A 16,478-nucleotide genomic window follows, 5' to 3' on the forward strand; every position below is an offset into this window, starting at 1 on the left:
TGCCTTAAAGTGATTAAAATCATTTAGGAGGCAATTCCTTTTTGATATGTAAAACTTTATATGTATTTATATGTAAATGGATATTAAATTAAGTAGATTAAAGATAGATTATTGTTAGGTTGAATTTTGTTATATATATTTACAAATAATATTTATGGGATGTAGCATATTTGTATGGAAAATATAAAGAATTTATTAATAATTTCAATGGAAAATAATGGAACAATAAGGATAAAATTTATAAAAAAATAAAGTATATAAGAGTATAATTACACTTTTATATACTTTTTTATGTTATTTTTAAGTTTTTAATAGAAGATATTTAGAATATAAAAAATTCATTTACTTAATTGAGAAAACTATAAAGCGTGTTATATTGAATATAAAATAGTATAATATATATTGTGTAAGATAATTAATATGAAAACATGCAAATATAGAAAAAAGTTTGTTTAGAATTACAACTAATAGGTGTATTAATGTAATACTAATTTATTGGAGGTCTAAAAATGAAGTACATAATAAAAAGAGATGGGACAAAAGAACTTTTTAGTAAAAGTAAGATTGAAGATGCTGTCTATAAAGCTAGTATAAATAGTGAAGGTGGAGTAGATAGAGATTTAGCATATGATATATCAAGAAAAATTGCTAATGATTATAATTCTATGGAAAAATGTTTATCTGTAGAAGAAATCCAAGATATAGTTGAAGTATTACTTATGGAATCAAATAGAAAAGATATAGCAAAACACTACATATTATATAGAGAAAGACGTTCAGAAATAAGACATAAGGCTTGGGAGTTTGATGAATTACAAAAATCAATATGGAAAAATAAGTATAGACACGATGGAGAAAGTTTTGATGAATGGATAAAGAGAATTTCAAATAATAGTCCAAGAATATCAAAGTTAATAAGACAAAAGAGATTTTTATTTGCAGGTAGAATTTTAGCAAATAGAGGTTTACATAAAGAAGGTAAAAAAGTAACTTACTCTAATTGTTATGTAATAGAGCCACCAAAAGACAGTATAGAAGATATTTTTGACACTGCAAAAAAACTTGCTAGAACTTTTAGTTATGGTGGAGGGGTTGGAATTGATATTTCAAAATTAAGACCCAAAGGTGCAAAAGTAAATAATGCTGCAAAATATACAACTGGAGCAGTGTCTTTTATGGAACTTTATAGCATGACGACAGGTTTGATTGGTCAAAGAGGTAGAAGAGGAGCTCTTATGATTTCTATGGATGTAAATCATCCAGAAATAGAGGAATTTATAGATATAAAAACTGATTTGGAGAAGGTTACTAAAGCAAATATTTCTGTAAGAGTAACAGATGAGTTTATGCAAGCTGTAAAGGAAAAAAAGCTGTATAATTGTACTTTTGAAGTTGAAACTACTGGAGAAAAAATAGTCAAAATAGTAAATGCATATGATTTGTTTAATAAGTTTGTTAAAAATAACTGGGATTATGCAGAACCAGGAATATTATTTTGGGACAAAATAAAAACATATAACCTTATGAGTGAAGATAAGTCTTTTTGTTTTTCAGGTGTAAATCCTTGTGCAGAAGAGCCACTTCCAAGTGGAGGAAGCTGTTTGCTTGGCTCAATAAACTTATCAGAGTTTGTAATACAACCATTTGGGGAACATGCTACCTTTGATATTAATAAGTTAAAATCTTGTGTTAGAGAAGCTGTGGTAGCTTTAAATGATGTATTAGATGAGGGATTAAATTTACATCCATTACAAGAACAAAGGGATAGTGTCTATAAATATAGACAAATAGGATTAGGTGTAATGGGTATTGCTGACATGCTTATAAAGATGGGGATAAGATATGGTTCTGATAAATCTTTAGAATTGTGTGATTTAATTGGTAAGACTATGCTTAACGAAGCTGTAAAACAATCAGCTTTGATTGCTAAAGAATATGGCACATTTAGTGAGTATAAATATGAAAATATTTCTAAATCTAGATTCTTTATAGAAAACCTAAATGATGATATTAAAGAGATGGTTGAAAAGTATGGGCTTAGAAACTCACAACTTTTAACTATACCTCCTACAGGTTCTATATCTACAATGATAGGTATTAGTGGAGGAATAGAACCTATATTTAATCTTTCATATATAAGAAAAACTGAAAGTTTGCATGATGAAGATGTGTATTATAAAGTATATACTCCAATAGTTAAAGAATATATGGATAAAAAAGGCATTACAGATGAAGAATGTTTACCAAATTTTTTTGTTACTGCTATGAATATAGGATATGAAGAAAGAATAAATATGCAAAAAGTATGGCAAAAGTATATTGATGCTTCTATATCATCTACAATAAATATACCTTTTGAAACTACAATTGAAGATGTTTTCAACATATATGTTAAGGCATGGGAAGCTGGTCTTAAGGGAGTGACAATATTTAGAGATGGATGCAAAAGGAGTGGAATCTTAATAAATGAAAAAAAAGAAGATAATAAAAAAGAAAATAACAAAAAAGAAGATAATAAAAAAGAAGATAATAAAAAAGAATCTCATAAAGATAATAAAGAAGAAAAAGATAATAAAGAAGAAAAAGCCAAAGAATTAAAAAGTAAAAATTTTGAAGAAGATGAAAAGTTTGTATGCCCTGAGTGTGGTAGTGAAGGAATAGCACATACAGGTGGATGTAGTATATGTTTAAAATGTGGATATAGTGGATGCAATTAAATTCTAAGTTAGTGAGTTTTTAATATATTTAAGAGAAGAATATTTTTACAGGTGAAAGATGAGGGGATAGCATGCAGAACAAGAGTGTGAGGGAGATTAAAGAAATAATTGAGGCTTTAGAAGTTGAAAAGTATATGGAATATATAGAAATATTAAGAGTGGACGAAAGAAAATCTGTTCAAAGTTTGGCTATAAAACTTGCTAAGAAACTAGATAATATTAGAAAAGAAGCAGAAAGATTAGAAACTATAAATACGTTTGAAAATGAAGGATATAGTAAAGGATATTTATATATTGGAGGAATTGATGAAGCTGGAAGAGGACCACTTGCAGGTCCTGTTGTAGCTTCTGTTGTAGTGTTTAAGAAAAATACAAAAATAGAAGGCGTAAATGATTCTAAGAAACTAAGTGAAGCAAAAAGAGATGAGCTTTTTGAAGTAATAAAAAAAGAAGCATTAGATTATGGAATAGGGATAGTAAATAACGAAGAAATAGATGAATTTAACATATTAAATGCCACGTATATGGCAATGAAAAAAGCAATAAATTGTTTAAAACAAACACCAGATTACTTACTTGTTGATGCAGCGACAATACCAGGAATTGATATAGTTCAAAATCCAATTATAAAAGGAGATTCAAAATCTATATCAATAGCAGCAGCAAGTATATTAGCGAAAGTTACTAGGGATAGTATAATGTATCAATATGATAGAGTATATCCAGAATATGGATTTAAATCTCATAAGGGATATGGAACAAAAGAACACTATGAAGCTATTGAAAAACATGGGATAACTCCTATACATAGAAAAAGCTTCTTGAAAAATATACTATAAACATAATATGATATAATATATATTATATAAATTACTATAATTAATGGGGGATTAGAGATGGATTATAATGAACTATTAAAAAATGCTAGAGAAAATTTAAATGGAAGTTGTAAAGTTTGTAAAGTTTGTAATGGAGTTGTCTGTGCAGGTGAAGTACCTGGTATGGGAGGTAAAGGAAGTGGTTCTTCTTTTATAGAAAATAGCAAGAGTTTAGAAAAAGTAAAAGTAAATATGAGAGTAATACATGATGTTTCAAATCCTGATACATCTATAGAAATGTTCGGAAAAAAAATGAGTGCTCCTATATTTGCAGCTCCAGTAACAGGAACTACTTTAAATATGGGTGGAAAAATAAATGAAAGAGATTACATAGAACCAGTAGTTGCAGGATGTGTCAATAGTGGTATCTATGCAATGGTTGGAGATACAGCAGTAGATGCATTTTTAATGGAAAATTTAGATGTAGTTAAAAAGTATAATGGTGCTGGAATTGTATTTATTAAACCTTGGGACAATGAAAATATTATAAAAAAAATAAGATTGGCTGAAGAAGCTGGAGCATTTGCAGTTGGAGTTGATATAGATGCTTGTGGTTTAGTAACTTTATCACTACATGGAAAACCAGTACTTCCTAAAAATGTTGACCAAATAAAAGAATTAGTTAAATCTACTAAATTACCATTTATATTAAAGGGAATAATGACTGTAGAAGATGCGTTAATGGCAGTTGAAGCAGGTGTAGATGCAATTGTTGTATCAAATCATGGAGGAAGAGTACTTGACTGTACTCCAGGAGCATGTGAAGTTTTACCAAAGATTGCTGAGTCTGTTAAAGGTAAAGTTACAATACTTGCAGATGGTGGAGTTAGAACAGGGTTGGATGTATTAAAAATGATAGGTCTAGGGGCAGATGCAGTATTAATAGGAAGACCTTTTGTAACAGCTTCATTTGGTGGAGCAACTGATGGTGTAGAAACTTATGTAAATAAACTTCAATCAGAATTAAGTGGTTCTATGATATTAACTGGATGTCAAACTATAAAAGATATTGATGGAAAAGTTATATACAAATAAATTTTTATACAAAAAAGAGGAAAAATCATTTTAATGTAGAACAATTATACAAAGGGGGAATTTATATGAGTAAAAAAGCTTATGAAGAAGCCTTAGTAGAATTGGAAAAATTTATTGATGAGAGAAAGCAAATAGTTAAAAGTGCGGAGGAATGTATCGATAAGTACATAGTTGACAGAACGCTACCTTTTGATTACAAAGATAAATGTGTGGAATGGCAACAAGAGTTACTTGACATTGCAGAAGCACAGATTTTAGAAGCAAATGAATTGAATGTATTATTGGAAGAAAAAAAGGAACTTGAGGAAGATTAGATTTTGTTGACCAAGTGTAAATCATATTACTGACTTACACTTGGTTTTTTGTTGTATAAAATATATTCTAGTTAAGATGGCTTTATAAACACTAGATTATGAACACTAGATTATGAAATCTAAAGTAAAATATGGTAATAAATATGATTAATCTAAAAAATAAAACCAGTCTTAAAGACTGGTTTAATTATTATTTTTCGGATTTAGAATATGTTTTTTCATTTCTTCTAATACGATTGTATAGGATTTACATTGAGCAGCAGCTAATTCCGATAAAGCAAATCTCTGAGCTTTATTTAAAAAGTCTTTATCTGTACTACATAATTGTTTTGAACAATCTTGTATCATAAGCATCTTAATTAATTTTACAATCTCAAAGATATCTCCTGAATGAAATTTATCGTGGTATAATTTAAGCCGCTTCTTTCTATCAAAAATCCATATAGCATCTGTTTTGTTAATAGATTGGATAAAATTATCAATTTCATTTTCGTTCATAATTGGACGGACACCAATCTTGTCAGCATTCAGAACAGGAATAGAAATTTTAAGAGTACTATTGAAAATGACAGTTAATTCGTAGTATTTCTGCATATGTTTATTTATTTCCTTGGTTACAATATCACTTACATAACAGGCTCCCTCTTTTGGATACATCACACTTTCACCGATATTATACATATGTTAGTTATACCTCCAAACTGAATTTTAGATATTGCAATTTGGGTACAATGCTTTAATTATCTAATAATTAATATTATATCATAAAACTATTGACAAGTCAAAAATATTAATATATAATACTAAGTTTAGCATCAAAAGTGGTTAAAACCAACTATAAAACTAACTATAAAAATATAATATAAAATAATTTAACATCTTGAAATATTATGTTAGTATTGTATAAAATTATAGACTAACTATATTTAGTAATCATTAGTTTTTTGCAAAATCTCTTAATTTAAAACTTCCAGCTGTTACAAATACTATTCCAATAAGTATTAGAACGATTACATTTATTAAAATGCTATCATTGCTTTTAATAGCGTTTATAGTCCAGTAAAAAGGTGTAAGCTTTGATAGATTAGCCATAAATGATAATTCATTCATTGATGGTATCAGACTAGATATAGATATAGCTAAACCTATTAAAGAATAAAATGTAGTTACAAGGCTTATAGAGTTTTCATTTTTGAATACTCTAGCTATACAAAATACAAATCCAGTGGAAACAAAACTATTTGCTAGTACAATCATTAATACATTTAGAGTTAATTTAAAATCTCCAACAAATGTAAGGCATCCAAGTATTAAAGTGTATACAATTGCTTGAATAAAAAATAAACCTAAGAGTATGCTAAAAATTATTTTTATATCTTTATGTTTTGTAGAAATAAGCCTTCTTAAAACATTTGATTTTTTTAATGAAAATAAGTCAGAAGCAAGATGCGCTGCGTTAATATACATAAAATAACATATTAAGAAAACTGGTAAAAATAAATTTGTGTTTTTATCAGGTTTGTTGTCAACTATAGTTGTTTTAGTTAATTTTTCATCCAGATTTCTATCTATTTTTGATTTTAAAGAATTATTGATAAAAGATTCTATTTCTGATTCTGCCCAAAGACTACCACCACCATTTTCAGTTTTAAAACATTTAACAGCAGGTCTTTTTAAGTTATCTATATCAGTTGAAAAATTTTTGTCTAAAACAAATACTGCAGAAACTTTATTATTTTTTAGTAAGTTCATAGCTTTATCTTCTTCATTTAATCTAAATGTGTTTTCCTTTAACTTTGAATTATTTATCAATTTATGTTCATATTTTCCTGAAGAGTTAGATACAACTGCTACTGGAGAAAAGTACATAGATTGATTGTCTGATTTACTAGAAAAAAGGTTAAGAGAAACAACTAATATAATAGGAATCATAACCATACTAGCTAAAAGAGAAGGATTTTTTATATATCTTTTTATATTTGCAAGAATTAATCTAATCATTATTAAATCTCCCTCCATTTATATTTTTCTTTTACAATAGAGAATATAATCAATATTGTAGAGGCAACTAAGCATGTTACAATTAAATTACTTATTGAACTTAAAGTATTGAAGCTTTCATAGTCACTATATAGAGCTCCTATCAAATAAGTTGGAGATAAACTAGTAAACTTAGTAAAAGTTTCACTTATCATGTTAAAAATACCTCCAAAAATTGTCTGTAAGAAAAGTAACATATAAACTATGAATGTACCATATTTTTTACTAAAAAAACTAGTTACAAAAGTAGATATCGAAGTCATAAAATATGATGACAAAGCACATAGTAAGGTCAATATGGCAAGATTACCTTTAAATGTTATTCCTAGTATTCTAAAAAATAAAACATATAATAATAGAAATATAAATGAGTAAATCCATAAACCTACAAAGTCGTAAATTAAATACTGCACTCTAGTTATAGGCATAGAATAAAGTCTTTTTGAAAGCCCTTTTGATTCACTTATATAATTTGACAAAATATTATTCATTATGAAAATTATTACAAGGAATCCCAATGAAACTAAAGCAAAGTATTCATATGAGTTTTGTTCGATATCGCTTTTTATTATAGAAGTAGCAATGGAACTTTTATTAAACAACTTAGAAAAATCTTCTGAACTTAGTTTTTGAGAATTATTTAAATATAATTTTTCATGATAAGTATCTAATATGTTTTGAAGTAGTATTGCTAAGTCATCATTAGTTCCAAGTTTTTCTATATTTAAAGTATTTGATTTTTCATTTAGAATATTGTTTTCGTATCCCTTAGGTATTGTAAGTTTTAAATCTGCATCAGAATCATCTTTGTTTATTTTTAGTACAGAAGATAAATCATCTTTTAAAAAGTTTGTCAAATTACTTGATAACTTGGAACTATCTTTGTCATATACAACGATTGATATAGGTTCTGTTTTTATAGGATTTTGAAACATATCTCCTGTTACCATTCCAAGGAACCAAGCTAAAAGTAAAGGAAGAGCCAAGAAATATAGCAAACTAATCATGAAGGAACTTTTCAGACCTTTTAACATAGTTTTTACACTTATATATAATTTCATAAAATCACCCCTATTAGTCTCTTAAATTTTTACCTGTTAGATTTAAGAATACATCTTCTAAACTAGGTTCTTCATAAGATATACGTACTACCTTTAAATTGTTTTTATCAACAGCAGAAAGTGCATCTGTTAGCAGAAAGTTTTTATCTACATCTAATGCTATTACTGAAGTATTTTCTAAAACAGATATAACTCCTTTAGTATTTTTTAAATCAAATATAAGTTGAGCATTTATATTTTTTATTTCCATAATTAATTTTGTACTTGTAGATACTATTGATTTTAGATAATTATTATCCCCAAAAGCAACTTCTTTACCTTCATCCATAATAAAGATTTTAGAACAAAGATGTTCAACTTCTTCCATATAATGAGATGTATATATAATAGTAGTTTTTTGTTTTTCAGATATATCTTTTATAAAATTAAAAATGTGATTTCTTGATTGAGGGTCAACACCTACAGTTGGTTCATCTAATATTAATATTTTAGGGTGGTTTAAAAGTGCTATCCCAATATTTAATCTTCTTTGCATACCACCAGATAATTTTTTTACTTTTTTCTTTTTAACTTCAGCTAGACCTGTAACTTCCAAGGCCTCATTGATTCTATCTTGAAGTAACTTGCCCTTCAATCCATAGAAAGCTCCAAAGTATTCTAAGTTATCAAAAGGAGTTAGTGTTTCCATAATTGCTAATTCCTGTGGAACTAATCCTATTATAGATTTTGCACTCATAGGATCTGCCGACAAATCTATACCATTTATTTGAATATTACCACTATTTGGTAAAGTAAGATTGGTAATTATACTTATAAGTGTAGATTTACCAGCACCATTTGGACCAATAAGTCCAAATATTTCCCCTTCTTTAACAGAAAAGCTAATGTTATCAAGTGCTAACTTATCATTAAATCTTTTTGTTATATTATTTACTTTAACTATATCCATAAAAATCCCTCCCAAAATATTTTTGTGTAATTTAAAAATCTATAATATTATAATAAAGAATTAATAGGTGTATTTCTATTACTATAAGTCACTAAAAAAAGTGACTTAAGTCACTTTATAGTTTTATATTTATTATAAGTTAAGTTTTTTAAAATTTTGTTTATAGTTTAGCTTTTTTATTGACATATTATATTACAATTTTATTTTTGAAAGCAAATATAGCCAATTGAGTCCTATCTCTAAGTTCCAATTTACCTAAAATATTAGTTATATTATTTTTTATGGTACCCTCAGATAAAAATAATTCTTGACTTATTTCTTTATTACTAAGCCCATCTGCAATTAACTTAATTATGGATATTTCTTTTTCAGTTAAATTATATATATTAGAAATATGTTCGTGTTCGACAGTTTTTTCAACTGACATAATTTTTTCAATTACATTTTTGTCAAGTACAACATTGCCAAAAAATGAAGAGCGTATTCCCTCATGTAACACTTCATCAGAGCTGTCTTTTAAAAGGTAACCTGAAGCTCCAAATTTCATTGCATCCTTTATATATTCATCATCATTAAATGTAGTTAAAATTAATAGTGCTATTGACTCATCATATTCTTTTATAAGTCTTGTACCTAAAACACCATCACAAATATTCATTCTAATATCCATAAGAACAACATCTACCTCATTTGACTTACAAAATTCTAAAGCCTCATATCCATTAGAGGCATCTCCAATTATCTCCAAATCATCATAAGATGACAATATAATCTTAAGACCTTTCCTAATTAGTTTTTCATCATCAACTATAAGAACTTTGATTTTACTCAAAAAAATCACCCCCTAAAAATTTGGGAAAAGAAGCTCTAATTGTAAATCCATCATTGTGATTATCAAATTCAACTTTTCCATTTAGTTCATATATTCTTTCGCTAATACTGTTAATTCCATTTCCTTTTTTTATATTTTCACATCCTATACCATTATCACTAATCGTAACTATAAGATTTGAAGGATTAAATGTTATAAAAATTTTGATTTTACTTGCTTTTCCATGTCTTGATGCATTGGAAAGCGATTCTTGAATAAGTCTATATAAAGCTATAGACTGAGCTCTAGATAGGTTCCAAGTGTTTTTTGATATAGTTAGTCTTACATTAATATTTGTAAGCTTAATAAAGCTTTTAATTAGTTCTTTAATTTTAAATAAATTTTGATAATTTTCATATTCAATAGGTTTTAACTCAGATATAGCTCTTCTAACATCTTGAAAACTTTCATTTACGAATTCTCTGAGTTCATGTACTAAATCAGATACTTCTGGCTTATCAGTTAAGAGCTTTTCTATAGCACTTAGCTGTATTATTGTTGTAGAAAGAGAATGTCCAACACTATCATGTATTTCTCTAGATATTCGGTTTCTCTCTTTTAAAATGGCTAGTTCTTCTATAGAACTTGCATAAATTTCTAAATCAGAATTAGATTTTTTTAATTTATCTTTAGAAATTCTAAGTTTATCATAAAGATTTTGATTGTATAATTTAGATATATTTTCACTTTCTATATATATAGAAAGTATAGATATAATCAATAATATTGAACTTGATTCCAACGCTAGATACAAGTTTTTGTCTAAACTAATAATAAAAGAAGATACTATAATGAAAAATAATAATATGTATTTGTATTTTTCATTTATAAAAAATGATATGTCCAAAATTAAAGGAACAAAGTAAACTGAATTAAAAGTCTTTGTACAATTATATAATATGAAAATTAAAGCAAATTCTAAAAAATAAGAAATAAGTACAAGTCTACTATTATTTGATAAAGAAAAAAATCTGACTTGATTATTTATTATAATTAGAAATAATATTATTATGGTTATAACTGGATACAATATATTTTCAGTAGTGTTTAAAGAACTTACAAGTACTATAAATAGGGACAAATATCGTATAAAAGTAACTAATTTTTTTCTATTCATTAAAAGGACTCCTCCATAAAAATAAACTTTCCTTATGAAAACTAGGATAATATCATAAAAGAATAAAGTCAATAGAAGTATCTATTAATATTAATAGAAATAAAATCAATCTAAAAAATTTGAATAGTTAAATCGTATACTGACCATAATCAAAAAGTAAAAATTTAATGTATTGGAGTAAAAAATGAATAACAAAGAAAAAGGTGATTTTGGAGAAGAAGTAGCAATTAATTATTTATTGTCAAAAGGCGCAAAACTATTAGAAAAAAACTACAGATTAAAGATTGGAGAGGTCGATATAATAGTAAGGATAGATGATGAGATTGTATTTGTAGAAGTAAAATCAAGGTCTAGTTTAAGGTATGGTTATCCTTGTGAATCTGTAAATTTCAAGAAGAGAAAAAAGATAGTTGAGATTGCTAAATACTATATCACAAAAAATAATTTACATAATATTCCCATAAGATTTGATATTGTAGAAGTTTATTTATCAGAAAAAAGAGTAAATCACATAATGAATGCTTTTTAAGAAAGATAAAGGTTTGGAAAGGATTATTATATGTTAAGTATTATTAACTCAAGTAATTTAATAGGAATTGAAAGTTTTCTAGTAAAGGTTGAGGTGGATACAAGTAATGGTATACCTAGCTTTAATATTGTCGGTCTTCCAAGTAAGGAAATTAAAGAGGCGAGAGAGAGAGTTAAATCAGCTATTATAAATAGTGGATATAAATTTCCAAATACAAGAATTGTTGTAAATTTATCACCAGCAGATATAAAAAAAGAAGGTGCTTTTTTAGATTTATCAATAAGTATAGGTCTTTTAAGAGGGTTAATAGAAAAAGATGAAAATTATATAAGAGAAAGTATGTTTATAGGAGAATTATCACTAGATGGAAAAATAAGAAAAGTAAGAGGGATATTACCAATAATTATAGGTGCAAAAACCCAAAATATAAAGCGTATTTTTATACCAGTTGACAATATAAGAGAAAGTTTATTTATAGAAGAAATTGATATAATACCTATTAAAAGTTTAAAAGAATGTATAGGTTTTTTAAATGGAGAAATAAAAGTCGATAAAGAAAAAATAATGTCTTTTTTAAATGAAGAAATAGAAACAAATGGGAATTATACATATTGTAAATATCCTGAGTTTTATGATACAAAAGAAAGCAAACATGATGAAGATTTTAAGGATGTTAGAGGAAATTATTTTATAAAGAGAAGCGCAGAGATAGCCGCTGCTGGAAATCATAATATGCTTATGATTGGGCCTCCAGGTTCAGGTAAAACAATGATTGCAAAACGAGTAATAACAATTTTGCCAGATATAAGTATAGAAGAGATGGTAGAAGTAAGTAAGGTTTATAGTGTATTGGGTATGATAGATGAAAATAAAGGCATAATCGATAAGAGACCTTTTAGAGCGCCTCATCATACAACTACAAAGCAGTCTTTAATTGGTGGAGGAACAGATGCAAGACCTGGAGAAGTAGCACTAGCACATAGGGGGATTTTGTTTTTAGATGAAATCGCTGAATTTGATAGGAAAATACTTGAGACTTTGAGACAACCTATAGAAGATGGGTATGTAAATATATCTAGAGTAAAGTATAGTACAAAATATCCCTGTAGAGTATTACTAATTGCAGCTATGAATCCATGTCCATGTGGTTATTATATGTCAAATACAGAGTGTAGATGTAGGAGCAATGAAATTAATAAATACATAAATAAAATATCAGGACCATTATTAGATAGGTTTGATATTTTTGTAGAAGTAAATACTGTAAAATATGATGATTTAAATTCATCAAAACAAGAAGAAAGTTCTCAAAAAATAAAGACGAGAGTAGAAAATGCTAGAAAAATACAAATAAATAGATTTAAAGAAGATAATATAAAAAATAATAGTGAAATTAAGGCTTCTAATTTATTAAAATATTGTAAATTAGAAAAAGAAGCTTCAAAAATGGCTAAAGTAATATTTAATAAATATAATTTAAGTAGTAGAAGTTATACAAAACTTTTAAAGATGGCAAGAACAATAGCTGATTTAGAAGGAATAGAGTTGATAAATTCACAGTGTATTATAGAAGCTTTTTCATTTAGAAGAGCTTATTATAGCTATTTTAAATAAGTTTTTGAGGTGTATTTTATGGAGAAAAAAGATATCTATTTATGGTTAAAATCAATTAGTGGAATAACAACAAAAACAATTGAAATAATAGAAAATAATATAGTAAATATTGAAGATATATTTGATTTTTCTGAAAAAGAAATATATAATTTAAAAAATATAAGCTTGAATATTAGAAAAAATATAGTAAAATATAGAGGTCACGCTTATTTAGAAAATATAAAAGAACTACTTTACAAAAAAACAATTAAATATATTTGCCAATATGATGAAGAATATCCTGAAAATTTGAAGAATATATACAATGCTCCAAAGTTATTATTTTACAAAGGTGACATAAGTTTAGTTAATAATAATTTTAATATAGCTATAGTAGGTTCAAGAAAGCCTACAGCTTATGGAATTAATTGTGCAAAAACAATGAGTTGTCAATTGTCTCAATATGGAGTTAATATAGTAAGTGGATTAGCCATAGGAATAGATGCATATTCACATATAGGTTGTATGAATGGAAAATCTAAGACTATAGCGGTTCTTGGTTCAGGAGTAGACAACCCTCTTCCAAAACAAAATTTACATTTATCAAATAAAATATTAGAAAATGGGGGACTATTATTATCAGAGTATAATATTAACTCAACAGTAGCTCCATATCATTTTTCTAATAGAAATAGAATTATTAGTGGATTAAGTGATGGAGTAGTGGTTGTAGAAGCAGCAATACGAAGTGGTGCATTAATAACAGTAGAGTTTGCTCTTGAACATGGAAAAAATGTTTTTGCAGTACCTGGTAATATAAATTCTCAAATGAGTAGAGGATGTCATAAAATTATAAAAGAAGGTGCGAAATTAATTGAAAATATAGATGATATTTTGAATGAGTATAACATATTTAATATTATCAATAAAAAAATAAATCAAAAATATGATAATATAAGTTTAAATGCCAAGTCTAAGCAAATAATTGAAGCTATAAAAAGAGAAGGAAGCTTGCATATAGATAGTATTTGTGATTATACTGGTATAGAAATAAAGTATGTAAATTCAATAATCAATGAATTAGTACTAAATGAGTTAGTAATAGAGATGAATAATAAAACGTACAGTTTAAATGTATAAATTAAGATTAGGTAGTGGGGGTGTGTGGTTTTATGGCCAAAACATTAGTCATCGTAGAATCGCCTGCAAAAGCTAAGACCATAGAAAAATTTTTAGGTAAAAGTCATTATACAGTAAAAGCATCAGTTGGTCATGTTAGAGATTTACCTAAAAGTAAATTAGGTGTAGATATAGAAAACAATTTTGAACCTCAATATATAAATATACGAGGAAAAGGCGATGTAATAAAGGAATTAAAAAAAGAAGCTAAAAAATCTAAACAAGTGTATCTAGCAACTGACCCTGATAGAGAAGGTGAAGCTATATCATGGCATTTAGCTCATATACTAAATTTAGATGAATCTGATGATTGTAGAATTGAGTTTAATGAAATAACTAAAGATGCAATTAAAAAAGCAATTAAGCATCCTAGAAATATTGATATAAACTTAGTAGATGCACAACAAGCTAGAAGAGTATTGGATAGACTTTTAGGATATCAAATAAGCCCTATATTATGGCAAAAGGTTAGAAAAGGTCTTAGTGCAGGTAGAGTACAATCAGTAACAACAAAATTAATTTGTGATAGAGAAAAAGAGATAAAAGCGTTTATTCCAAAAGAATATTGGACAATAGATGTTGAAGCAAAGACAGCAAAAGATAAAGATATAACTTTAAAATTTTATGGCAAGAACGATGAAAAAATTGAATTAGAAAATGAAGATGCTGTTAATGAAATACTAAAAGAAATGGAAGGAAAGGATTTAAAAGTTGAAAAGATAGAATCTAAATCAAGACGTAAATCAGCTCCAAAACCATTTACAACAAGTATGCTTCAACAAGAAGGTGCAAATAAGTTGTTTTTTACTACTAAAAAAACAATGATGATAGCGCAAGAACTATATGAAGGTATAGATATAGAAGGTGAAGGCACTGTTGGTCTTATATCATATATAAGAACTGATTCTAAGAGAATATCTGATGAAGCAAAAGAAAAAGCTAAGAATTATATAATAAGTGACTTAGGTGAAAATTATTATAAAAACCCTGTAGAAAAAAAAGAAAAACCAGACACTAAAAAGGTTCAAGATGCACATGAGGCAATAAGACCAACTTCCGTTGATAGAACTCCTGATAGCATAAAAGCTTCATTGAGTAAAGACCAATATAAGCTGTATAATTTAATTTGGAGAAGATTTATAGCAAGTCAAATGGAGGATTCAGTATTCGATATACTAAATGTAGAATGTAAGGCTGGAGATATTGTATTTAAAGCCACTGGTTCAAAAATGAAATTTGATGGATATACTAAGGTATACAATTTTTCAGAAAGAGAAGATAAGATTCTACCAAGTATAGAAAAAGGAGATATATTAAGTATAGAAAATATATTGCCAGACCAACATTTTACACAACCACCAGCAAGATATACAGAAGCCAGTTTGGTAAAAACATTGGAAGAACTGGGAATTGGTAGACCAAGTACGTATGCTCCAACAATAGCTACTATATTAAATAGAGAATATGTTGAAAAGCAAGGCACAAGTCTATGCCCAACAGAACTTGGAATAATAGTTACTGATATTTTAGAAAATAATTTTCATAAATTTATAGATGTAGATTTTACTGCTGATATGGAAAGTAAGCTTGATGTCATAGAAGAGGGAAATACAGATTGGAAAGAAATTGTATCTGAAGCATATGCACCACTTAAAGAAGCCATTGAAGAAGCACTTGAGAATATAGAAAAAATAAATATGGATGAAGAAACTGATGAAATCTGTGAAAACTGTGGCTCTAATATGGTTATAAAATATGGTAGGTTTGGAAAGTTTATGGCTTGTAAAAACTATCCTGATTGCAAAACGACTAGACCAATTATGAATAAAATTGGTGTTAAATGTCCAAAATGTGAAGAAGGAGAAATTATCCTTAGAAAATCCAAAAGAGGGAAAGCTTTTTATGGATGTTCTAATTATCCAAACTGTGACTTTGTAGCTTGGAATAAGCCAACAGGAGAGTTTTGTGAAAAGTGTGGTTCATATATGGTTGAAAAAGTGACTAAATCTGAAACGAAAACAGTATGCTCCAATAAAGAATGTAACAAAGAGTCAAAAGAGCATAATGACGGAAAAGAGTGAAAATTGAAAAAAATCACATAATTATCTTGAAAAAGGTTCCAAACTATGATAATCTTTCAAGTGTGAACAACTAATATAAAAATAAATTTTCATTAAAAGTGAGAATAATATTAG

14 protein-coding genes are annotated in these 16,478 nt (G+C 27.1%); 8 read left to right on the top strand and 6 right to left on the bottom strand.

Translation table 11 applies throughout. The features are described 5' to 3' along the window. The first annotated feature begins 509 nt into the window (after positions 1 to 509). The 4 genes from IC175_RS13365 to IC175_RS13380 all read left to right on the top strand — a co-directional run bounded on the left by IC175_RS13365 (position 510) and on the right by IC175_RS13380 (position 4,944). Positions 510 to 2,717, top strand: a complete 2,208-nt coding sequence (locus IC175_RS13365; RefSeq protein ID WP_227851614.1) for an adenosylcobalamin-dependent ribonucleoside-diphosphate reductase — start codon at positions 510 to 512, stop codon at positions 2,715 to 2,717. Between the two features lie 71 nt (positions 2,718 to 2,788). Then, positions 2,789 to 3,556, top strand: a complete 768-nt coding sequence (locus IC175_RS13370) for a ribonuclease HII (protein ID WP_227434172.1) — start codon at positions 2,789 to 2,791, stop codon at positions 3,554 to 3,556. Positions 3,557 to 3,613: 57 nt separating this feature from the next. Next, the gene (locus IC175_RS13375; protein WP_227434173.1) at positions 3,614 to 4,630 is read left to right on the top strand and encodes an alpha-hydroxy-acid oxidizing protein; all 1,017 of its coding nucleotides are present in this window, start codon (positions 3,614 to 3,616) and stop codon (positions 4,628 to 4,630) included. Positions 4,631 to 4,695: 65 nt separating this feature from the next. Next, a complete protein-coding gene (locus IC175_RS13380; protein ID WP_227434174.1) occupies positions 4,696 to 4,944 on the top strand; it encodes a hypothetical protein in 249 nt (82 codons plus the stop codon). A gap of 183 nt (positions 4,945 to 5,127) precedes the next feature. On the opposite strand, the gene IC175_RS13385 is transcribed toward IC175_RS13380, so the two are convergent. The 6 genes from IC175_RS13385 to IC175_RS13410 all read right to left on the bottom strand — a co-directional run bounded on the left by IC175_RS13385 (position 5,128) and on the right by IC175_RS13410 (position 10,982). Then, complete coding sequence (locus tag IC175_RS13385; RefSeq protein WP_227434175.1) at positions 5,128 to 5,625, bottom strand: CarD family transcriptional regulator; 498 nt, start codon at positions 5,623 to 5,625, stop codon at positions 5,128 to 5,130. Between the two features lie 255 nt (positions 5,626 to 5,880). Next, positions 5,881 to 6,945 (bottom strand): ABC transporter permease, encoded by a 1,065-nt coding sequence (locus IC175_RS13390; protein ID WP_227851615.1) that lies wholly within the window; start codon positions 6,943 to 6,945, stop codon positions 5,881 to 5,883. Between the two features lie 2 nt (positions 6,946 to 6,947). Then, a complete protein-coding gene (locus IC175_RS13395) occupies positions 6,948 to 8,045 on the bottom strand; it encodes an ABC transporter permease (protein WP_227482233.1) in 1,098 nt (365 codons plus the stop codon). A 13-nt stretch (positions 8,046 to 8,058) separates the two neighbouring features. Continuing rightward, positions 8,059 to 8,994, bottom strand: a complete 936-nt coding sequence (locus tag IC175_RS13400) for an ABC transporter ATP-binding protein (RefSeq protein ID WP_227851616.1) — start codon at positions 8,992 to 8,994, stop codon at positions 8,059 to 8,061. Between the two features lie 187 nt (positions 8,995 to 9,181). Further along, positions 9,182 to 9,826 (bottom strand): response regulator transcription factor, encoded by a 645-nt coding sequence (locus tag IC175_RS13405; protein WP_227434179.1) that lies wholly within the window; start codon positions 9,824 to 9,826, stop codon positions 9,182 to 9,184. Continuing rightward, complete coding sequence (locus tag IC175_RS13410) at positions 9,819 to 10,982, bottom strand: sensor histidine kinase (protein WP_227434180.1); 1,164 nt, start codon at positions 10,980 to 10,982, stop codon at positions 9,819 to 9,821. The genes IC175_RS13405 and IC175_RS13410 overlap by 8 nt, the downstream gene beginning before the upstream one ends. A gap of 184 nt (positions 10,983 to 11,166) precedes the next feature. Between IC175_RS13410 and IC175_RS13415 the strand changes: the two genes are divergently transcribed. Genes IC175_RS13415 through topA form a run of 4 tightly spaced genes read left to right on the top strand, consistent with a single transcriptional unit; the run spans position 11,167 to position 16,364 of the window. After that, on the top strand, positions 11,167 to 11,511 hold the full coding sequence (locus IC175_RS13415) for a YraN family protein (protein ID WP_227434181.1): 345 nt from the start codon (positions 11,167 to 11,169) through the stop codon (positions 11,509 to 11,511). 30 nt (positions 11,512 to 11,541) lie between these two features. Next, entirely contained in the window at positions 11,542 to 13,125 is a 1,584-nt protein-coding gene (locus IC175_RS13420) for a YifB family Mg chelatase-like AAA ATPase (RefSeq protein WP_227434182.1), read from the top strand. Between the two features lie 18 nt (positions 13,126 to 13,143). Then, positions 13,144 to 14,244, top strand: a complete 1,101-nt coding sequence (dprA, locus tag IC175_RS13425; RefSeq protein ID WP_227434183.1) for a DNA-processing protein DprA — start codon at positions 13,144 to 13,146, stop codon at positions 14,242 to 14,244. Positions 14,245 to 14,276: 32 nt separating this feature from the next. Next, positions 14,277 to 16,364, top strand: a complete 2,088-nt coding sequence (gene topA, locus IC175_RS13430) for a type I DNA topoisomerase (protein ID WP_227434184.1) — start codon at positions 14,277 to 14,279, stop codon at positions 16,362 to 16,364. The last annotated feature ends 114 nt before the right edge of the window (positions 16,365 to 16,478 follow it).

The organism is Clostridioides sp. ES-S-0123-01, from assembly GCF_020658415.1.
GTDB lineage: Bacteria > Bacillota > Clostridia > Peptostreptococcales > Peptostreptococcaceae > Clostridioides.